Below are 20652 nucleotides of genomic sequence, written 5' to 3' on the forward strand. Positions count from 1 at the left end.
TCACTTCATTCCACACAGGTAAGGCACGGGACGTGCAAAAACCTATTATCCGTGCGCCGGATGTTTTATTTACGCCGTTTTACTTTGATGCTTCCACCAGCTAATCACATCAACATGACCGTGATATACCTCGTTGCAAATCATGTGTTTCATGCCCTGCTGCTTTTTGATAGACGCATTTAGTTGCTTAATTTGCTTGATACCGCGCTTATTATTTGGCATCCAGCTATATACTTTTTTATACGTATCGCTTGTTAAATAAGCAAAGGACTGGGTAATCAGATTTGGAGAATTCAGGCAAATCACATCATAGTTCTTAGGCAATTTTGGAAAAGCGGTAAAAGCTGCAAGCATATCCATAAAATTTTCAAAGACGTGAATTACCTTACGAGATTTTTTATTGCAACGGATGATAGTGATTCCAGGCTTACCAATTTGTTCATCGATAAAAGGGTTAAACGCAACATAATCGCCCTCCTCATTTTTAAACCCGAGTGCATACATCGACTCGCGTTTTTTCCGATTTCGAATATAGATTTCTTTGAGGTATTGCCTTGCTATATCAAGACCAATACCTTTCCTTTCCAGACAACGAACTAAAGCCAGATCTTCAAGCTCTATTTCCTGTAATATCCGCCAATCACTACTGCGTTTCTCCTTCTTTACTTTTGCCGCTTTTTTAGAGCATACGTAGTTCCCGCTCTCGCCAAACATATTGTTAAGCCATCGTAAGGCATCAACCCGAGTGTAATCTTCGCCTATTGCTTTGAGGTAGGCCTCTAAAAATTCCACGGTATTAGCATTTTTCGGCACTGTAAATTTGATACGTCTGATCTTTTCCCGAACGGCGCTGATCGGGATGCATTTAGCTTCTTCGTAATTCAAAATAGGCTCCTATCGTTTCAAACGGGATTCGAGGAATTTGTCCAGGCTGGACTGGCGGTAGCGCACGGCACCGCCAACTTTTATGGGCGATAGGTCATACCGCCGGGTGCAATCCCAGACGGCTAAGGTGTTGTGGTTTTTAAGACCGAGATATTTTGCCGCCGTTTTTCGGTCGAGCAACGTATCCGTAGGGACGTCTCTCATTAAAATGCCTTTGTGATATATATGGAAGAATCTGTATGCATGAACATGCATACGGTGAAACAAGCTTATATATGATAATACACGCCTAAAGAGTATTTTATGCCAATTGTTAAATACAATTAAAAGCGTTAGCCATATTGCTATGCGATTTACATGCAATCGTATGGATGTAAAAAATGCCCCTGCAATGCAGGGGCATTCCCAACGTTACGCGTTGGGGAAATTGATGCTGTCTTCAATCTCAACCAGTTTTTCGTTACATGATCCGTAGATAAATTGAGACACCAATCGGATCAGTCCCGGTGTGGTTGTAATGAATTGACGTTTTTTGTCATCCTCGATGATTAGTCTGCATCCCTGGTACGGGTTGTCTTCCAGTTCGTCATTCTCTTGCGCTAAGTTTACTTCAAAGGCTTCGAGCTGTTTGATGCGTGAGATCAGGTTTAATCGTTGCACGCTTTTGCGGTGCAGTTCGTCAACCTTTCTCAATTTGGTTTCCAGTGTCAGGACTGGCTTTGAAATTTCGGTTGTAACAACGGGCGGTTCTTGAGCTGCTTTGGGTTCGTCCTTAGCAGGTTCCTGTGGTTTCGCAGGTTGGGGCTTTGCAACCTCCGGTTTTGCATTAGCGGTTGCTTTCGCTGTTGCGTTTTGTGAAACATTGTTGTTTTCTTTTGTAGCGGCGTTCTTAACGTCAGCGCCATTCGCGTGTTGTAAATCCATTTTTAATGGGTTTTAAGTGTAAATAATCTATTGCTACCAAAGGCCTTTCGGCGTGAGCCTCACGTGGCCTTTGATAGAGGCATAGATATTTGCGGGGTGGGCTGGCAGGCAAGGCTGACGGAAAAAAATACTACCCGAAGCGCAGCGCAGGTGTGGAGATTTTTTTAGCGGCACTGTGGCATGGCCTTGACTGCCGAAGAGGTATAAATTCGCCTCAATCAAAGGTCATGTGAAGGCGATGCAGGAGGGCAATTAAAAAGCAGAAGATTTGCAATTAAAACACCTGAATATGATTTACAAATGGCTGTGGTCGTTGAGTGGTGCTAAAGCAAACATCGTTGGATCAAATACCTACGAAAAAATTAAATTACCGGGGAATTTACTTAATTTGAAAGTTTAAGTATGAAAAAGATATTGATGACCCCGACAGAGGTAGAGGCCAAAATGTTGGTATATGCTATACAGAACGACATGCACCCCGGTGACAGTTATGGCTTAGGATTTCTCATTGACCTCAAAGAAATGATAGACCTTTCATTGAGAGACAACTTTGATAAAGGGATAGTATCGCTCGTTGATAAAGGATTTTTAACGATTTATAGACCTACGACAGAAATTAAACTAACTCTAATAGGACACGAATACTTAAAGCATATTCCTATTAAATAAAATTAAGTTGCAGCCAACTGAATGTTGTTAAATGACCCAGTAATAGTTTAGAAAGTAAAGTATAATGCCATACTTTACTACTGCTGATGGTAATCACCAAACAAAACGAAGGTATAAATCTTGGCCTTCTTTTAAAGTTACATCCATATTAAGGGATGGTTTTCTCCTTCTTTGGTGATTTGAAAATACATCAACTGGAATTGGATTGTCAAAATCATCATTTTCGATTATTTCACCCTTATACCATGTCGGAAAAGAACTGGCAGGAAAAAGAATTTTTAATTTATATGGCCCATCAATTCTATAAAATTGGCTTAGGCACCAATATTCGTCGGCTGTTGGAAAAACGTCGAGCATGTCACATGACAGTTCAAATAAAGCTTTAGATTTAACTTTTAAAGGTTTATTAAATTCAATAAGCACATCGACTGCATCATCTTTATTGGGGTCAATGATACGTTTCCCAACATTATGCTGAATGTTTGTGTATTTATATGCTGGATAAAAACGATATTGATAATAGAGAACATTTGCAACTAAACATTGCACAAATCTTTTCTGTGTTAATTTAGCTTTTCTACGATTAGATGCAATATCGATTACAACTTCATTGTAAATTGTGGAAAATTGTTCAGGACGAACTAATTTCTTTGACTTTCTTAATACAGTCAAAGCCCTACGTATTCTGTCTTTGAAAACAAAAGTAATGCCTCCTACCACAGTAATGCAAATAGCACTTAAAACAACTGTGTTAGTAAGATTGGCATGATAGCTTATATAAGCAAATAATAGCCCGCCCCAAGTTAAAACATGGGGATACACTTGCTTAAGTAGCTCAGGTAAACCTTTTAAAATTGATAATACATTAGCTACATCCGATAAAATTGTTTTTTTGTTCATGATAATTCTCCATAAACGGAATAACCGCAAACGGCATTATTTGCTGGTGCCCACCTCCGGAGGAAGATTTTTCTTTTCGCTGTGCGAATCCGTCGTCATTACTCTGTGTTACAGGAAACTTTGTTGAGAATTCCATTCGCCTTTGACCACCGCCGAGGTGGTACTTTACCTGGCTGGAACTGTTCAGGTTTTGATGCGACATTGCTTGTTTGTAGGACATAATGTTTAATTTAAGTAGTTAATGAATAATAACTCTTACTTGTATACAATTTACAAAACTTCTTATATGATATACAAGGATTTGTAAAAATATTTATTGAGGATTTGAAATGAAAAAATGGGAAACTTTGTTAGTCGGATTTTCATGCGGTGTGGTATTTGAAATAGCAAGCGAAATGCTTTTCAAAAAGCATTCGGATGATAACCAATATCCTTTAAAAAATAAGACGGAAAAAACAGTTTCTCACGCTGTACAGGGTTTTAGAAATAACACTGAACATCTAACAAACAATTTAATCGACTTTTCGAAAACGGGGTTACCGATTAAATCGGCCAACTTAGGTCATCATCTAACTTTCAATCTTAAGTAGCCTGTTATATATAACCGTATCTATGACCGAAGAATTCATGAATTACGACGCCGTTCTCAAGCATTTTAAAACTACCAAATATACTTTGGACAATTTAATTGCAAAAGAAGGTATGCCGTTTGAAATCAAAAACGGAGAGTATGTTTTTTGTAAAAGTAAATTGGAAGACTGGTTAGGAGATAGAATAATCAGACCTTAATTTTAAATTACGAGTAATTACGTTGGTGTAATTTTTATATTATCCAAGCCAAACGCTACTTTAAAGATATTAGAACACTCATTATCAAATTCGGAGATTAACGTCTTTATCCGATATCCTATGCAAATACCTTTTTAATATGCTTAAATTTTAATTGAATTTTATTAAATTTGTGATACTATAGTATTAGTATTAACCCTATTGGTGCAATTACTACCATTATGATATCACTTATTTCTCCATCAAAAGCGCAAGCGAAAATTGCTGAAAATATTCGAGCAAGACGGTTATTCTTGGCATTAACCCAAGAAGGCTTGGCTGAACGGTCGGGCGTTCCCCTTGCGACCCTACGGAAATTTGAACAGAAAGGTTCAATTTCGCTGGAGTCCTTTTTGAAACTACTGATGGTCGTTGGTGGTATGGAAGAAACAATCGATGTACTGAAACCGTCAAAGCCAATTTTCAAATCGATAGATGACGTGTTGAAAGACACAAATAACATTGCTCGAAAAAGAGGGAGTATTAAATGAGCCAGCCCATAACAGAAGTAAAAGTTGGCGTAAATTTCGGTTCAGAAACTCAGCCTGTAGGGCGGTTGGCCATGCGCGACCGCATCATTTATTTTGAATATAACGATGCCTTCATCCAGAAGGACATTGAAATTTCTCCCATCCGATTGCCATTGCAACAAAATGTTATCGAATTACCTCAACGTCCATTTGACGGGCTGGCCGGTGTTTTCAGCGATAGTTTGCCTGATGGCTGGGGTCGATTGCTTTTTGATCGCCTAATAAGATCACAAGGCATTTTACCTGCCAGCATAACGCCTTTGGATCGTTTGGCCCATGTTGGCTTATCGGGCATGGGCGCACTGGTGTATGAACCGGATAACAGTCCATTAGATAACCAGGAATTTATTGGCCTGGATCACCTGGCCTCGCAGACGGAAGAAGTTTTACAGGGCAGTTCTGAAGAAGTTTTAAAAGAATTATTGGCCTTGAATGGATCATCTGCCGGTGCCCGCCCCAAAGCCCTTATTGTTTTGAGCGATGACCGTAAGGAGATTGCTTATGGCACAAAAAAACTTGATGAAGGGTTTGAACCCTGGCTGGTCAAGTTTTCCAATTCCCAAGACGGTCAGGATGCCGGTGCAATTGAATACGTTTATGCTTTGATGGCAAAAGAAGCAGGTTTGGTGATGCCGGACGTACACCTGTTTTCATCGCAAAAAAGCGCTGGCTATTTTGCGGTTAAACGTTTTGACAGAGACGGTAAAAAACGACTACACACGCATACAGCAAGTGGATTGTTGCATAGCGATTTCAGAACCCCTTCCCAGGATTACGAAGACTTGCTCACTTTGACTGGCGCTCTTACAAAAGATACTCGCGAAATAGAGAAAATGTATCGCCTCGCGGTTTTCAATGTATTGGCGCATAACCGGGATGATCACGCTAAAAATTTCAGTTTTCTAATGGATGAAAACGGAACATGGAAATTAGCCCCTGCATACGATCTTACTTTTTCCAGCGGCCCCAATGGTGAACAAAGCACAATGGTCATGGGTGAAGGCAGAAATCCGAAGATCAGCCATTTGATAAAACTTGGCCAGGAAGCAAAGCTATCTAAAAACCTGATAGATGAAATTATTGATCAAACAATGAGTTCTTTGGGTGATTGGAAAGATTTAGCCAAAAACCATCATGTAACGGAAGCAAACATTGACCTTATTGCTAAGGCCATTAATAATTTTAAATAGGATAATCTCTTATTCGAGGCCAGCCGAAGAATGTTTAAAAACTAAATTCGAAATAAAATAAATGACTGCGAAAATGCTTGGAATGAAAAATGGCTTATGGTATAATTTGAAAGCTGCCAACGAGGAAAGCAAATTACAATGGGGGCAAATTTGGGGTGCCTAAATACAAACCCTGATACAGCAACACAATGAAAATAAATATATAGGTGATCAAATGGTAATCCTGCCCAGGGAGCCAACTAACCAAATAAAAGCCCAAAATTCGGCACATGCTAACCTTAGCATTCATTCACAGACATTAATTATCGTTAATAACCCATTGAAAACAGGGCTTTCAAAAGTTTCCTGGCGTATAATTCATTTTAATTTCAATCATGGTTACTCACCCACATTAACAAAAAATGGGGGCAAGTTGGGGGCAAGTCAGCCCATTTGCATATTGACTTGCCCCCAAAAGTTAAAAAATCATTTTTTTTCAAGCAGAAAGGCCTCATCCCATGTCGCTTAATGATATGCTATGCCGTACAGCCAAGTCCAAAGCCAAACCTTATAAAATCTTTGACCGCAACGGGTTGTATTTAGAGGTTTATCCGACTGGCTCCAAGCTTTGGCGCCTTAAATACAGATACCACCGAAAAGAAAAAAGAATTTCATTAGGCAACTATCCACTTGTTACGCTTTTGGAGGCAAGGCAAGAAAAGGATAAAATTAAAGCCCAACTGAAATCTGGGCATGACCCAATATTGGTTAAACTTGAACAACAGCAGACAGCTGTGTTTGCACACGCACAAACTTTTGAACTCATCGGAAAAGAATGGCATTCACAGAATGCACCTGCTTGGAATCCTCGATACGCGAAAACAATATTGCATCGTTTGGAAAAATACCTTTTCCCGGATATTGGATCATATCCAATCACTTTGCTAACACCTGTTATCATTCTATCCTGCCTTCGTAAAATTGACGAAAACGCGCCCGATATGGCGCGGCGCATTAAACAGCTTTGCAGTAATGTATTTGTCTACGCTAAAAACACAAATCGCGTGCAAAGCGATATAACCACCGGACTTGAAAAAGGTCTTCGTAAATACGAAAAAGGCCATTTTGCATCTATTGACGTTGATGAACTCGCAAATTTTTTAATAGCCCTGCACGACTTCAGGCAAACCAAAATTCATCGCCAAACTTATTTAGCTATCCAGTTTATGTTACTGACTTTTGTTCGAACTACTGAACTTAATAAAGCCACATGGAGCGAAATTAATTTTGAAACAGCTATATGGCGCATTCCTGGAAAGCGAATGAAAAAAAAGAAAGACCATCTTACCCCCCTATCAAGGCAGGCAATCGCCATTTTAAAAGAGCTGAAAGAAATGAACGGTAAAAGAGAATATATTTTCCCAAGCATCCCACGGCCACTTAAACCCATGAGCAATGGAACCATACTTCAAGCTTTAAAAAGGATGAAGTTTGAAACACACATGACTGGCCATGGTTTTAGATCTTTAGCTTTGGGAATTTTAAAAGAAAAGTTAGGTTATACTCATGAAATTGCTGATCGACAGCTTGCACATGTACGCAAAAACAATAACGACAAAGCTTATGATCGGGCCGAGTTCTTAGATCAACGTACAGAAATGATGCAGCGTTACGCGGATTATATAGATAAAGTTTTCATTGAGGAACTTACTAAAAGATATAATTACGTTCAGCCATCGTATTAAGCATATGCAATCGTAAAACAACAAAGCCATCTCGCACTCGATGCTTGGGGCTTCGTTAATGCTTCTCTGAATAATTATTAACCCAACCAATAATATCGTTACAGTCTCGTAAATCCAAAAGGTTCGGCATGTTTTGCATTTGTTCTCGCAGAGCGTCAGGTGAAAAGTATGATGTGGTGAATATAATACCCTTATTAGCTCTATTAGTATTTATTACATGACTAAACTCCCTTATTATTCCTACACCTACTTTTCTTTCAGGAGAGTATTTTTTGCATTCCACTAAAAACTTTAAGGGGAAGCCAGAAATATTTTGGAGTGCAATAATATCAAGACCGCCATCTCGTGTTTGCTGGGTTAATTGCACTTCAAAATTATGATGCCTCAATAATTCGGCGATCATTTTTTCAAATGCTCTTGGCTGAAGCTTATAAAGCTGCGTGTGATCTCTATAAATATCAGATATAATCCTTCTTATATTCGTTACCTCATCCAGAAGAATTATTTTTTGCTGCATCGTATTTGTCTCTGGATCAGCCATGATCTCATAAGACGTTAGTTGAAGTTCGTCGTCTTCCTCGAAATGAATATCATATTTAGAAAAGTCTATATTTCTTATAAACTCAATCGTTGGCGAAAGAAGAGTGTGAGAGTCAAGGATGCCACTTAAATAATCGACCTGTTTAGCCATCCTTAAATTAAAGTAGTTAACCTGATTAATTAATGTCAGTTGCTGGCCAATCCCAGGGATTTTTTTTAGAATGGATTGATATTCTAAAATATTTTGAACGGAAGGACTTTGTAAATCGTCAATTCTCTTCCTTGCTTCGCGAATGGCTTTTAGTCCAGGCGAATCCAGTTGACGAAGTATCTTATGAACGGAAAATTGTAGCTTATGCGATGAAATGAAATTTCTAAAAGTATCTTCCACGTTTGAGTTTATTACGCTTAATCCAAAAGTATGATTAGAAAATATTCCCATTGGGAACATATAAGCCCTAAGTTAAACAAAAGAACACGTTTAGCGGCTAAACTTCTACATTGCTTGTCTTTGATAATTTCGTTCAAAGCATCTATCCTGATTAAGGCAAGCAAATATTCTTAAAACTATTTTATTGCGCACCGCATTTAGAACGGCCATTTTGGGCTTGCCGTCGGTCTTGGTTTTTCTTTCGTAGTACGCTTTTAGCTCCGGGTCATGCCTAACAGCACTTAACGCACACGTATGCAATAAGGCCTTTACCCGCTTATTAGCCATGTTTGAGATTTTGGCCTTACCTTCAATTAAGCCGGAATCCCGTTTAAACGGAGCAACGCCTGCATAACAGGCGAACTTTTTAGGATTGCGAATATCCTGGAACTCGTTTGTTGTTATAATTATCTGTAATGCGGTTACAGGGCCTACGCTTGGCACTGAAGTAATAATTCCGAACATGCGTTTTAAATTCGTATCAGAGTTGATAAGTTCAAATATAAATGCATCTATGGCGGCAAAATCCGCCAATAAAGCATCGGAACTGTTTTTGATTAATTTTTTACTTTGAGCAACGATTTTCTTTTGGACAAAATTAGTATCTTCTTTCAAGGGGGTAACCAAGGCTTTTTCCAATGTCATTATTCTGTTTCTCAAAGTGGAAAGATGCGCCAACTGTTGCACGATTGGTCGCTTTGGTTTCCAGATATTTAGCTCATCCCGATTTTTATACAAATATTGAGCGATGCGTATGGCATCAATCTTATCGTATTTTCCACGGATATTGCCGAGGGAGTTTCTAATATGCAGCGCATTCTCATTAACAATATTTGTTTTTACCCTTTTCAGGCAGTTCAGAAGATGGTTCCCGTAAATGCCGGTATTTTCCAATCCAAACACCGCCCTGCTCATGACAAACTTCGGTAGTTTTTTTAAACTATCGATTATGGCGTTTATTTCGGAGCTTTCATTTTTTATTTCGCGATGAAATAAGAATTTATTTCCTTGCATGACTGCAAAATCAAGTTCGTTGCGAGAAATGTCTATTCCAATAAAGTAAGTGTATTTTTTAGCTTTTGAAACTTCCATAGATATTAATTTAACTTTTAAGCGGCAGGGCTTGTATCATTCGTTAGGTATTTTTCCTTCGACGTAGATTAAGTCTCCTTGCCACTTATAAGCCGTTTTAATATTTAAACAGCAAGGATTTCTTCTAACTATGGTTCTTAATCCAGAGGGACAATAATGCGTCTTGCTGTTATGTCTTCGTATTATTAAGTTTTTAAAATGACAAGGCTTATATCATAAGATAAGCAATAGGCTTTTGAAGGCAAATAAGTCCCCTTGTCATTTGTATCTAAAAAAACAGCAAGGATTTTTTCCAACTATGGTTCTTAATCCAGAAGGACAGTAATACGCCTTGCTGTTATATTTTTAGGTATCCGGCAACTTTGTAAATGACAAGGCTTGAATCATACGATAGGCACTATGCCTCTGACGGCGATTAAGTCCCCTTGTCATTTATAAAGTGTTTAATTACAGCAAGGATTGTTTCAAGCTATGGCTCCTAATCCAGAGGGACAATAATGCGCCTTACTGTATATTTTCTTTCAAACTACATTGTAATGACAAGGCTTAAATCATAAGATAAGCACTATGCCTCTGACGGCGATTAAGTCTCCTTGTCATTATAAAGTATATAAGTAACAGCAAGGATTGTTTCTAACTATGGTTCCTATAGTCCCGAAGGACAATAATGCGCCTTGCTGTATGTTGTTATTTGTTTGTGAAACAAAGCCCCTTCGCAATCGCTGCTTGGGGGCTTAACCTAAACCTATCACAATATTCTATCATGCAATAACATGCGATTACTTGGGAATGAAAGTAAACTTGGTGTCGCTTATATCGGTTAGACCGAACCGCTGCCCTATTTCAAGATATCCAGATTTCGCATAGGACGGAACGATAAACCACATTTCCGTTGGCGTAACCTTAATTGGCTTTTCCTGCTTATCTAAGAGATTGTTAAAACTTGCCCACATTTCATCTTGGTTAGTGAACTGTACACCCGTGATTTTTACTGTGTCGCCTGTTTTTATAGTCTTAGGTGAAAAATCCCGCATGGACATTGCAAGAGTTAAAATCTTATCACTGATTACTGATTTACCGTTAAGGGTCAAAGTAACTTTACCGCCTTGTGCATATCTTGGCACCATAGCGCCCACTACGGAAGAAGATGGGCCAATATAATTTGCTTTAACCGGAGTAGTGCCGCCGAAGGACATACTAATCTTATTAGTGTCTGTTCCAAAACCATCCGCATACATATTGAACTGATGACCAAGCTGGACTTGGTCATCGAAACCCACAATTCTCAAATCTTCCAATAAAGCGGTAAAATCAGTTGTGCTAACGGCTGCATTACCATTAACCGTCACCCTTATTTTGCCGCTCGGCGTGCCTAAATTAGTTTGAATAACAATTGTGGTAGGCGACACTGAAACTAATGTAAAGTAAGGCGTACTATTAACGGCCACAGCCACGGCTGATGCATCGCTGCCAAAACCTGTGCCTGTAATCGTAATTTTTGCACCGGGCTGCGCAGATTTCGGGGTAAAATCAGTTATCGTTACCGCATCCTTTGGTGATACGTATACGGCCTGCCCACCATTATCTTTTTTACAGGCCGAGAAAAGAAAAATAACCAATGATAATATATATATCTGTTTCATAAAGGTGATTTATTGATTAATAAAAATTCGGCCCGCCTGCTTTACGAAGGGCAACGCATATTCTTTGGTTTAACTGATCTGCTCTTGCCTTGCCGCCGATGATCGGGATAAAATGCACAGGGTGCCTTAAATCATCGACCTCAATTTGAACGTGGTTACGTTCCCTTCGCCCGTTAAATTTGGTATTAGAACTGATTCCTGTGACCTGGCTAACATCATAAGCCTGTTTGCCTATTTTGATCTTCTGCGTTTTATATTCAACGGTAACTTTACCTTGCTTGAAATATTCCGGCGTTTCTTCCATTCTGCCTTCTGTGAATACACGATACAGGTAAAACCCGATTAGTCCTATAATGATTAGGACAAAAATTACTTCTCCCATTGCTGTAAGTTTTATATGATTTTAAGTTTGATTATTCGACACCGAAAGCAAATACATCGGCTTTCATTTCTTTATAGTTAGTGTAAGACATGCGGTTTACAAAGCAGTATTCCCCTTTATCAAGCGGTGCATTGGGGATGATCTCATAAACGCCATCTTTCAGCTTCTTATAGTTAAAGCTTACCATATCTTTATCTTGCCCGGTATTGATGCCGCTTACTTTCTGCCAGATAGTTTCCCGATAGCCCTTTTTGATGGTGCTATAGCGATACAGGCCGAAGACAACTTCAGGCGTCATCGTATTGCCGCAATTGACAATAAAGGTTGAATTAGCCTGTAATTGGACTGGTGATTTTTCACCATCGACGCGCAGCATAACCGGAAATGATGACGTTGGAATAAACGCTTTAAGCGGGTTGATTTTGATCTTGGCTTTCGCTGTTGTACTTTCTAAACCCGTTGCCTTGCCTGCTGCTTTGTCAAGATAATAGGGATTGTTTATCATATCCACATCTGGGGCAGCAGCGGTTACAATGTCTCTTTTAATATTAGGGATGGTACTACCCTTTGCGCTCTTGCCACTCCCTTTATCAATTAGCGCCTTTATAATGGCGTTGCTAACGCCTGCATTTTTTAAGTCAATCAGACGGTCAGTTGATACATCAAAATTGGTTGGTGACGTTTCAATCTTGGAGATAATGACTTCATCGTCCAGTCCGGCTTTGTGCAGGCTGATAAGCGAGGCATTGGTCAGTACTTCTGCACTTGCCGAAGTTGCTTTTTTTGATTTGGTTTGTGCATAGGAAAAACTGCTGATAATCGTAATCAGCAAAAAACAAGAAAATAAAAAATGTTTCATAAAGGAGCTAATGTGCCTTAGCCCCTAATAAGACGGGTTATTAAAAAACAGCGTGGGGCCTCACCAGCTTCCACGCCCGTCGAAAAGCGTACACACGAATGATTAACCCCACGCATAACATGGCAGTAACTCATACTCGTGTGTTTTTGCTTTAGAAGTTTCGACGGTTCGGAAGCTTAAACGAGTTCGCTATTACAAGAAATAATATGCTCTAAATTAGAAAGTATAATTCAGGATTCAAATATTATTTGTAAACAGCCTGAATTACTGTCGCCATGTTATACGTGGGTTTAATGTTCTTTTTAAAACCATTCATGGTTGGCCGACCATGAATGGTTAATAGCAACGCTATTTCGCTTTCTTTGAAAAAAGGCTATCTGAGATACCACTACCATTAGTAGTGTGACGATCTGTGTTAAAGATAGTCGTCTCATTCCTACGGGTGATAGTATGATTATCTTTTTTCCAAACATCGGAATCCGAAGTTTGGCGATAACCACCGTCACGCATAGTGCTTTTTTCCTTATCTGAATAGTTTCCCATTACTTTAAGGATTTAATTTACATGCTACTCTTTTAGCCGTTTTCGCGATCCGGTGCCTCTTTTTTAAGTGTTTAGGCGCTCTCACTATACTTTTATCTCATTTCAGTTGACATTCGTCAAACCTTTGTTTATACATATCATTGAAGGTGTATAATGTGCGTATTTGATGATTTTCTTGATGGTAAAGATTTTCTTGATCTAAACGATCAAAAAACGATTGAAAAAGATCTCGCCGCATTTATAGATAAATACGGCAGTGAAACCGCTACCGGATATCTTCAAGCAGTTTCTGATATCACATACAAAATATTTCATATATTGTATACATATGACGCTACAGATACCATAAACTTAATAAGTAATTCCGATGGTAAAACACGCAAGGAATTAATTAAGCTGGCTGTTAAAAACCAACGTCTCTTAGAAGTTTGCAAAACTTCTATCTCTCCCAAAAAATCAAAGAACAACAATCAGCCCGATTGATAATTCAAAAGTCGTGGTTGCATTTCAGATTTTTATGTTACAGGAAATCTGCCTTTCCTTTGATTTTTTACGGGAGAAAATTATAGTTTTACAGGAACTGCAGGAATTTATTCTATTTCAAAATGTATGTACCAGTTAATGTATTCATAAAATTTTATAAAGAGTTGGCTAACTACGCTTGGGATAACTGCTTTACGCCTGGTCAACGGGAGGCATTGGTTAGGCCCAAAGGAAAAATGTGGAAGCAGAACACATCAGGTACAACCATCGCTGTTTTTGAACATCTTTTTGGTACTGGTACAGGGCATGACTTGTTATATTTTTCCAAAACTGAAAGCGATGCAAGGAAATCAATGTCCAAATATTGGCCCGTTAATACATCGCTGATGATAACGGCCTTATCTAAATATATCGGCTGTAAAATCCCTAAAAAGATCAGAGAAAAAGACTTTGATAATCCAGATCAACAGGGTTACGTATTGTTGCAAGTTTATATGAAACGGTATTCTGACTTATTTAAGATCGAAGAGGGCTTCTTAATTCATAAAACAGGTGAAAGTTCGCTGATTGATATAACTGGGAAATTAGAAGAAATTAAAATTGCTCTTGCTGACGCTAAAGAAAGAAAAAGGAAAAATGCTCAAAAAAATATCGCTTCAATAGAAGGCTCTCAATTGGCTTTTGAAACACAGATTAATGAAACTGCTGTTATTAATGCTGAACAAAAAGAAATTACGCAAGTTGATGTTTCTTTCACAATCCAACCACAAGCAGTAGTATCAGCCATTAAAGAATTAAGCGAAGAAGATTATGATAAAATAGAAATTGAAGATTTGATAAAGCAATACATCTCGGCGATACATGCGCACAAGTTCAATATGGCCTTTGATTACTGGCATCCGCTCAGCAGAGAAGAAAAATGGGACGACAATGAACTAATATTTAGTAGCGATTTTTTCAATCTCATTTATATTTTCCCGAATTCTATTCGGATTTGGGATATTCAAGTCTACAAAGAAGGTATGTCCCATGATAAATTTGCATCCTGCAAAATATATTTCGAAGCAAGCTACGAAATTCAAATAGCACCGGAACAAAAAAAATTAATTGAATACACAATCGAAGATTTCGATAAGTTTATTGCTGATTTTGCAGAACTGGTTAATAAGATCAAGTACAGCGGTGTAAACCAGGCGCAGGTTCAAACGATCAAAAGTTTATTAGATACCGATTTTACTAATAAACTGATGAGGGCATCGATTAAAAATCTTAAAGGCATAAAACAAGTTTTTACAGAGCAACAAAAAAGGGTTAAGACGCAACAGTTACAAGTGTACTTTAGGCAACGGGAAGTAGACAGCCAATTAGGGTTAATTAATATTTGGGCGATTGCCGATATAAAAGAAATAAGTAACTTTCAGGAGCTCGGCCATTTAATTATTGGAGATCATAATCCAATAATATGGAGTAATTATTGAAGGGCTTTTTACGATAAAGAAAAATTTATAGTTCGTGCTACCCCTTTTCGTATAAATTAGACAGGTGACAGTTGCCGTCAACATGTTAGGGTTGCCGTCAGAATCGACTTACGGATATTCAAAGCCGAAGTAATATTGGGTTAGTTTACCGCTGGTATCAAACTTACATTCAATCGAATATCCAACAGCTTTATATTCCTTTAGAAAAGCACTATTAGGGTCATTGGTGTACCATTTCAGTTTTGCAAAGCCCTTGTCTTTAGTGGATTTATAGCTGTTCCCAATTCGTTTAATAACTTCTGCCTTAGTCATGCCTAATTTGATATTCAGGGCAGAGATAAAGGCCGGGGTGTTGATCTTGGCAGTTTTTGCAGAACGCTTGTAATTTGCTGGCAGATACTGAATTTGAAACGCTTGTACGTTGTTTTCAAAATCCCCTTCAAAGAATCCTAAGCGCAGCAACTGCGTTTTATCGGCATTGGTAACCTCAATCCTTGGCATACCAAAGCCGTCTTCTTTCTCAAATTCCCGGCCCCACGAGTTTTTTCCCAAAGTGGCCATCGTGCTGTTTGCACTTTGCAATTTTATGCCGGACACGCCGGTATCATGTTTGAACGTAGCGGAACAGGTCTTTTGTTGCGCGAAGCAATTGCCAGCAATCAGCCAAATAATCGAACAAAGGACTAACCCTTTTAAAAGCTTATTCATGGCTTTTTACTCCTTTATGTCTGTTATACATGATATTCGGATTATTGGGGTCTTCAACTTTCAGACGCACCGCGCCTTTCTTAGCCATATACTCTTTCATAGCATCATAGAAAGCCGTTAATACAGGGCGATCAACACCGAGGGCGATGCAACCCGCGCTCCCTGGGCTATTGCCGTCCGGGTGTATACGGAGCAAGCTTCTTTCCATCTTTTTGCCGTTTAATGAGGCAAAGAGCGGCGTTATATCAAAGGTGAAACCTACACCATCTCTATAAAACCCGCCACGTTGTTCGTCTTTCCCGCGATGGTGCCCATTATTAACGGTATAATCGCCGTTGGGCAGCGGGTCTAATAGATAAATCCCGTTACGCTTAATCCCTGACAGTGCCGGGATACTCATTTTAGAAATCATTGAACCTGTTATACCAACCTGATTAACGTATAAGGTATTGCCATTAAAGTTAAGAGAAATTTCCCCGGCATTGGGAACGGCAAAGCCGAAATAAATCGTATTTGAAACCGGATAATACGTTAAGACCTTGCGGTTATTGATGCTGAAAATATCATTATATAAATAATACTGTACAGACGTGTCCCCTTTGGGACTGAGCTGTCGAATATTAAAATTTGCCTTGATATAGGTGATGACTTTAGCCGCATAGTTCGACTGATAAGAGCGGCCTGCGTTATTTAATCCGTTTAGGATATTGTTACTGTAAGATATTCCGCCGGATAATTTAGGTGTTATCTCGTACTCCATAAGGTTGGTGGTTTTATTAGATAACTAACTGCGAAGAAAAATGTTTCGTTAAAATTAAAAGAAGAAATTACCAATAAAAAGAAAGTCCCCTGCACTCGCTGCCGGGGACTTTCAACCTAAACCTTATCACAATAGCTAAGCGAGATGCTTAACTGCTACAAAGTTATTCAAATTTTTAATGCACAATCATTCTCGTCTTTGCAGGATTAAATTTATGCTCTGAAATCATGGTACTAATCTGCAAGTACCGTTTCAATTAGTTTAAAATCTTCGTCCCTTTCAGAAACTGTTTCATATGTAATAACCCAAGTACCTTCTACGCCGTTTTCCAAGTCTTCATTTGATGGTATGAATGGCGTAAAACCAATCATAGAGTCATCCATTTCGTCTATTTTTGTTATCCCTTTATATCCTATTAGATTTATAAGTTCGTCACCATATTTTATGAAGCCAGAGCCTGCTCTTGTTAATTTTGCCATGTTTTATTATTTTATATAAAGTTAGCATTTTTCTAAATGCAGTTGTGTAACGAATTAAAAATCAATCACCGCCTCTAAAGCTTCGTCGGCCTTTTTGTTTGAGAAATTAGATTGATAGCCCATTGTTGTCAGCATACTTTCATGGCGATAAAGCTTTTGTAATACTTTCGGGTGTATTTCTTTTTCCTCGGCGAGTTGTGCAAATGCATGACGGGCCTTGTGCGGTGATGCGTTTTTATTAATGGCAAGCAATCCCATGACAATGCCCATATGTTCACCGAGCATTTTCGTTACAAAACTAATCCGCTTTCGCAGTTCAAAACGGTCTTCGAGATTATTAACTTCGTTAAGGTATGGGAATACAAGATCATGGACATGGTTGTTATTTTTATATTCTTCAAGAATGGCCGCAATTACCGCAGGGGTTGCTAAAGAACCCGGTTCACCATTCTTTGACATCACATAGTAGAAACGCCCGTTTTGAAAATCCGACCACTTCAATAATAGCGCATCCGTGATACGCATCCCGGCAAAATAAAAACAGGTTAGCCATATATTACGACTATGGTGCAGATGCGTTTGGTATTTATCAAATTTATATTCTTTTAATTGGGTGATTTCTTCGGCCACCAGCCCGATTTTTTCCGTCTTGCCGAATTTGATAACTATCTTTTCTTTGCCGCCAAACGGATAGGTATCATTCCCAATCAGCCCGGCGGTTTTAGCGCGGTTGTACATAGTGCGAATTACCAGTAAATGATTTGTAACCGTGCGGTCACTTAATGGCTTATGCTCTTTATGATTTCTGTTGCGATCCATTCGCAGATATAATGTAAAGCGGCGTAGGAGTTCAACGGTAATATTAGCAAACGTAACTTGCTCCCCGGCAAATTCATAAAAGCGTTTCAGGCGGCTTTTATCGGTGTTATAAACATCGTAATTGCCCAGGCCTTTTTGTTCCGCAAGATATTGATCGGCGACGTCTTTAAATAAAGGCAATTTTAGAGCTGGCGGCATAGGCACATCTACCACTGGCTTAGGCTTGATAGCATTAATAACGTCTTCTGCCGTATACGTTCTTTGGTCGGTTTCAAATTCGAGAATTTTTCCATTGATTTCAGAAAGCCGTTTTGACAAGAAGTTTGTCAGCCGTAGCGCATGTGGGTGCGCTTTTTTGACTTGCTGTTTTGTTGCATCCCATAATTCACGGGAAGCAAGGACGTTGCCTTCAAATAAATAAGCAGGAATGCCTTTTTGAGATACTTTAATTCCGATGGGAAATTGACCGTTTTTGTCTAAACGGCTCCAAGTGATGATTTTTGCAGTGGCCATGTGGAAACATTTTTAAGTAAAAATTTGTTTCCACGCCCCGTTCAAAGGTCGCGTTTTGTTAACGGAATTGTTAACGGTTTGGCTGGCTCAACCTGCGGTGTGATGGTGTCTTATGGGATATTATAACCGAAGCAACATCTATTTTAGCCCATATCAGATCATATTGTGTCAAACTCGTAGGATTATGAATCCTACGCTCTAACCATCTGAGCTACCCCGCCGAGTGTATTGCAAGGTTTGCTATAATTACTGGCGTAACCTTGTTTATGGTTATTTAAGAGTTCGGGCCATTATGTTGATAACTAATCGCTCAACCAAGCCCCCTTTCTTAAAAAGGTTTGCAAATATAGCAGAAAATACTTTTCTTTAGAAAAAATGTTCAAATTTTACCCCTTAGCACTTTAAACTATTGCTCCCCTTATGTCTGAGAAGAAGAAATTTCATATAGAATATGAGATAAGATCGTCACCCCGAATACTTTATAGTTTTATTAGTGAGGCCAACGGGCTAATGCAATGGTTTGCAGATAGTGTAAGCGTACGCGACCAGGTTTATACTTTTATCTGGGATGATGAGGAGCAACAAGCCAAATTGCTGCTTACCAAAGAGAATAAACTGGTACGTTTTAAATGGATTGACGACGAGCCGCAGTGCTATTTCGAGATGGAAGTTGTGCAGGACGAATTGACCAACGATGTGGCTTTGGCAATTACAGATTTTGCTGCCGAAGAAACCATAGCCGAGCGCAAGCTGATATGGGACAACCAGATCGACTATCTTATTAGCGTTTTGGGTGCCTAGAGGCAACCAAAAATTCGCTAAATTTGTATTGTGAAGAAGATACACCTCTTAATACTTAAGTCCTTTATACGGCCTTTTATCGTTACCTTTTTCATTGTAATGTTTGTGTTGCTGATGCTGTTTTTATTTAAATACATCGACGACCTGATAGGCAAAGGATTTGAGTGGTATATAATTTTAGAGCTGATGATGTATGCATCGGCTACCAATGTGGCCATGGCGCTGCCGCTTTCTGTGCTGCTTTCGTCAATCATGACGTATGGCAGCCTGGGCGAAAACTACGAGTTGGTGGCTATAAAATCTGCCGGTATTTCTCTTAGCCGGGCTATGTACCCCATGGTTATCGTGGTAACTTTATTAGCCATGTCGGCCTTCATTTTTTCCGATTATATGCTGCCCGTTGCCAACCTCAAATATTATTCGTTGTTGTGGGATGCGCGCCAGCAAAAATCCGGTTTTTTAATTAAGGAGGGCGTTTTTAATAATAGTTTCCCCGGCTACTCTATCCGGGTAAACAATAAGGACGAAGATGGCCAAACGCTGCATGGCGTAATGATTTACACGCGTAATGCAGCGCAGAACAACAACAGCGTGCTTTTTGCCAAGCAGGGCGTAATGTATCGCACGCCTAATGATAAGTTTCTGGTATTGCGCCTCAAGGATGGTATCCGTTACGAAGAGTCGCCGGGCGAAACCGGGAATGCCAGGCAGCGTTTTAGCAGGTTAAGGTTCAAGGAAACAGAGCAAAAATTTGATCTTTCGGGTTTTAAACTTAAGCGTACCAATGAGGGTGAATTTTCGCGCGCCTATCAAATGATGAACCTTAAGCAATTAAGATTTTTCAGAGATTCTACCCAACACCAGGTTGATAGCGGGCTACATGCCAACTTTAGGCTCATGTCGGCTTATTACAAATATTTCAATTTCTCGCACAGGCCTGTAAAAGGGAAGCCTTATGCGCCTCTGAAACCCGATTATTTAAAAAAGGTTGACATTTATGCGCAAATATCAACCGTTAATAATGCAGCTAATGAGGCGCGATCAATCAAAGACCTGGTAAAAGGCCGCAACGAAAGATATAAAGAAGTATCAAAAGATATCCGGAAATCAATTATCGAATACCAGAAAAAATTCACACTCTCAGCAGCCTGTTTGGCGCTGTTCCTGATCGGGGCACCGCTTGGGGCAATTATCCGTAAAGGTGGGCTTGGCTTACCGGTTGTGGTGGCCGTGGTATTTTTCCTCATCTATTATATTATTTCAACCATTGGCGAAAAGTCGGTTAAAGAGGGGAGCTTGTCGCCGGTTATCGGTATGTGGATCGCCATCGGTATCCTTACGCCAATCGGTTTTTTCTTGTCCTATAAAGCAGCTACAGATTCGGTATTATTTGATATGGATTCTTACAAGAAATTTTTTAACCGCCTGTTTAAACGAAAGGCAGCTTAGCTACGTATTCATTTTACACAGTG

24 protein-coding genes are annotated in these 20652 nt (G+C 39.2%); 10 read left to right on the forward strand and 14 right to left on the reverse strand.

Going from position 1 to position 20652, the window contains the following annotated elements; all coding sequences use genetic code 11:
• Window positions 1-69 precede the first annotated feature (69 nt).
• Together RG47T_RS17680 and RG47T_RS17690 are read right to left on the reverse strand one after the other, a co-directional pair.
• Window positions 70-885 (reverse strand): DUF8464 domain-containing protein, encoded by an 816-nt coding sequence (locus tag RG47T_RS17680; RefSeq protein WP_074490782.1) that lies wholly within the window; start codon window positions 883-885, stop codon window positions 70-72.
• A gap of 411 nt (window positions 886-1296) precedes the next feature.
• Window positions 1297-1809 carry a hypothetical protein gene (locus RG47T_RS17690; RefSeq protein WP_074490783.1) on the reverse strand — a complete coding sequence of 171 codons (513 nt, stop codon included), beginning with the start codon at window positions 1807-1809 and terminating at the stop codon, window positions 1297-1299.
• Window positions 1810-2211: 402 nt separating this feature from the next.
• On the opposite strand from RG47T_RS17690, the gene RG47T_RS17695 reads away from it, so the two are divergent.
• Entirely contained in the window at window positions 2212-2478 is a 267-nt protein-coding gene (locus tag RG47T_RS17695; RefSeq protein ID WP_074490784.1) for a hypothetical protein, read from the forward strand.
• Between the two features lie 93 nt (window positions 2479-2571).
• Here the strand turns inward: RG47T_RS17695 and RG47T_RS17700 are convergent, their stop codons facing one another.
• Together RG47T_RS17700 and RG47T_RS26140 are read right to left on the reverse strand one after the other, a co-directional pair.
• Window positions 2572-3378: a hypothetical protein gene (locus tag RG47T_RS17700; protein ID WP_074490786.1), complete on the reverse strand. Its 807-nt coding sequence runs from the start codon at window positions 3376-3378 to the stop codon at window positions 2572-2574.
• Window positions 3344-3598 (reverse strand): hypothetical protein, encoded by a 255-nt coding sequence (locus RG47T_RS26140; protein ID WP_074490789.1) that lies wholly within the window; start codon window positions 3596-3598, stop codon window positions 3344-3346. Before RG47T_RS26140 ends, RG47T_RS17700 begins: the two co-directional genes overlap by 35 nt.
• Before the next feature lie 109 nt (window positions 3599-3707).
• Between RG47T_RS26140 and RG47T_RS17710 the strand changes: the two genes are divergently transcribed.
• The 5 genes from RG47T_RS17710 (at window position 3708) to RG47T_RS17725 (ending at window position 7650) form a co-directional block, all read left to right on the forward strand.
• Window positions 3708-3968 (forward strand): hypothetical protein, encoded by a 261-nt coding sequence (locus RG47T_RS17710; RefSeq protein WP_074490791.1) that lies wholly within the window; start codon window positions 3708-3710, stop codon window positions 3966-3968.
• 22 nt (window positions 3969-3990) lie between these two features.
• Window positions 3991-4167, forward strand: a complete 177-nt coding sequence (locus RG47T_RS26145) for a hypothetical protein (protein ID WP_171972554.1) — start codon at window positions 3991-3993, stop codon at window positions 4165-4167.
• A gap of 221 nt (window positions 4168-4388) precedes the next feature.
• Window positions 4389-4697, forward strand: coding sequence for a helix-turn-helix domain-containing protein (locus tag RG47T_RS17715; protein WP_171972555.1), 309 nt, complete (start codon window positions 4389-4391; stop codon window positions 4695-4697).
• On the forward strand, window positions 4694-5926 hold the full coding sequence (locus tag RG47T_RS17720) for a type II toxin-antitoxin system HipA family toxin (protein ID WP_074490792.1): 1233 nt from the start codon (window positions 4694-4696) through the stop codon (window positions 5924-5926). Before RG47T_RS17715 ends, RG47T_RS17720 begins: the two co-directional genes overlap by 4 nt.
• A gap of 497 nt (window positions 5927-6423) precedes the next feature.
• A complete protein-coding gene (locus RG47T_RS17725; protein WP_074490794.1) occupies window positions 6424-7650 on the forward strand; it encodes a tyrosine-type recombinase/integrase in 1227 nt (408 codons plus the stop codon).
• Between the two features lie 55 nt (window positions 7651-7705).
• On the opposite strand, the gene RG47T_RS17730 is transcribed toward RG47T_RS17725, so the two are convergent.
• From RG47T_RS17730 to RG47T_RS26150, 6 genes are all read right to left on the reverse strand, one after another.
• Window positions 7706-8581, reverse strand: a complete 876-nt coding sequence (locus tag RG47T_RS17730; RefSeq protein ID WP_171972556.1) for a restriction endonuclease — start codon at window positions 8579-8581, stop codon at window positions 7706-7708.
• 105 nt (window positions 8582-8686) lie between these two features.
• Window positions 8687-9712: an IS110 family RNA-guided transposase gene (locus RG47T_RS17735; protein ID WP_074490797.1), complete on the reverse strand. Its 1026-nt coding sequence runs from the start codon at window positions 9710-9712 to the stop codon at window positions 8687-8689.
• A 779-nt stretch (window positions 9713-10491) separates the two neighbouring features.
• Complete coding sequence (locus RG47T_RS17740; RefSeq protein ID WP_074490799.1) at window positions 10492-11355, reverse strand: IPT/TIG domain-containing protein; 864 nt, start codon at window positions 11353-11355, stop codon at window positions 10492-10494.
• Window positions 11356-11371: 16 nt separating this feature from the next.
• Entirely contained in the window at window positions 11372-11737 is a 366-nt protein-coding gene (locus tag RG47T_RS17745) for a hypothetical protein (protein WP_139235718.1), read from the reverse strand.
• A 31-nt stretch (window positions 11738-11768) separates the two neighbouring features.
• On the reverse strand, window positions 11769-12596 hold the full coding sequence (locus tag RG47T_RS17750; RefSeq protein WP_074490802.1) for a hypothetical protein: 828 nt from the start codon (window positions 12594-12596) through the stop codon (window positions 11769-11771).
• Between the two features lie 348 nt (window positions 12597-12944).
• Window positions 12945-13139, reverse strand: coding sequence for a hypothetical protein (locus RG47T_RS26150; RefSeq protein ID WP_074490804.1), 195 nt, complete (start codon window positions 13137-13139; stop codon window positions 12945-12947).
• Window positions 13140-13292: 153 nt separating this feature from the next.
• Here RG47T_RS26150 and RG47T_RS17760 point away from each other — a divergent pair, with 153 nt between their 5' ends.
• A complete protein-coding gene (locus RG47T_RS17760) occupies window positions 13293-13622 on the forward strand; it encodes a hypothetical protein (RefSeq protein ID WP_074490806.1) in 330 nt (109 codons plus the stop codon).
• Window positions 13623-13744: 122 nt separating this feature from the next.
• Window positions 13745-15100, forward strand: a complete 1356-nt coding sequence (locus RG47T_RS17765) for a hypothetical protein (protein ID WP_074490808.1) — start codon at window positions 13745-13747, stop codon at window positions 15098-15100.
• A 108-nt stretch (window positions 15101-15208) separates the two neighbouring features.
• Here the strand turns inward: RG47T_RS17765 and RG47T_RS17770 are convergent, their stop codons facing one another.
• The 4 genes from RG47T_RS17770 to RG47T_RS17785 form a co-directional block, all read right to left on the reverse strand.
• Window positions 15209-15808: a hypothetical protein gene (locus tag RG47T_RS17770; RefSeq protein ID WP_074490810.1), complete on the reverse strand. Its 600-nt coding sequence runs from the start codon at window positions 15806-15808 to the stop codon at window positions 15209-15211.
• Window positions 15801-16568 carry a hypothetical protein gene (locus tag RG47T_RS17775; RefSeq protein ID WP_074490811.1) on the reverse strand — a complete coding sequence of 256 codons (768 nt, stop codon included), beginning with the start codon at window positions 16566-16568 and terminating at the stop codon, window positions 15801-15803. The genes RG47T_RS17770 and RG47T_RS17775 overlap by 8 nt, the downstream gene beginning before the upstream one ends.
• Before the next feature lie 233 nt (window positions 16569-16801).
• Window positions 16802-17047 carry a hypothetical protein gene (locus RG47T_RS17780; RefSeq protein WP_074490812.1) on the reverse strand — a complete coding sequence of 82 codons (246 nt, stop codon included), beginning with the start codon at window positions 17045-17047 and terminating at the stop codon, window positions 16802-16804.
• A gap of 54 nt (window positions 17048-17101) precedes the next feature.
• On the reverse strand, window positions 17102-18379 hold the full coding sequence (locus tag RG47T_RS17785; protein ID WP_074490813.1) for a site-specific integrase: 1278 nt from the start codon (window positions 18377-18379) through the stop codon (window positions 17102-17104).
• A 420-nt stretch (window positions 18380-18799) separates the two neighbouring features.
• Between RG47T_RS17785 and RG47T_RS17790 the strand changes: the two genes are divergently transcribed.
• Both RG47T_RS17790 and RG47T_RS17795 read left to right on the forward strand, forming a co-directional pair.
• The gene (locus tag RG47T_RS17790; RefSeq protein ID WP_074490814.1) at window positions 18800-19180 is read left to right on the forward strand and encodes an START-like domain-containing protein; all 381 of its coding nucleotides are present in this window, start codon (window positions 18800-18802) and stop codon (window positions 19178-19180) included.
• Window positions 19181-19210: 30 nt separating this feature from the next.
• Window positions 19211-20629, forward strand: a complete 1419-nt coding sequence (locus RG47T_RS17795) for an LptF/LptG family permease (protein ID WP_074490815.1) — start codon at window positions 19211-19213, stop codon at window positions 20627-20629.
• The last annotated feature ends 23 nt before the right edge of the window (window positions 20630-20652 follow it).

Source organism: Mucilaginibacter polytrichastri, from assembly GCF_001911425.1.
In the GTDB taxonomy this organism is placed as follows: domain Bacteria; phylum Bacteroidota; class Bacteroidia; order Sphingobacteriales; family Sphingobacteriaceae; genus Mucilaginibacter; species Mucilaginibacter polytrichastri.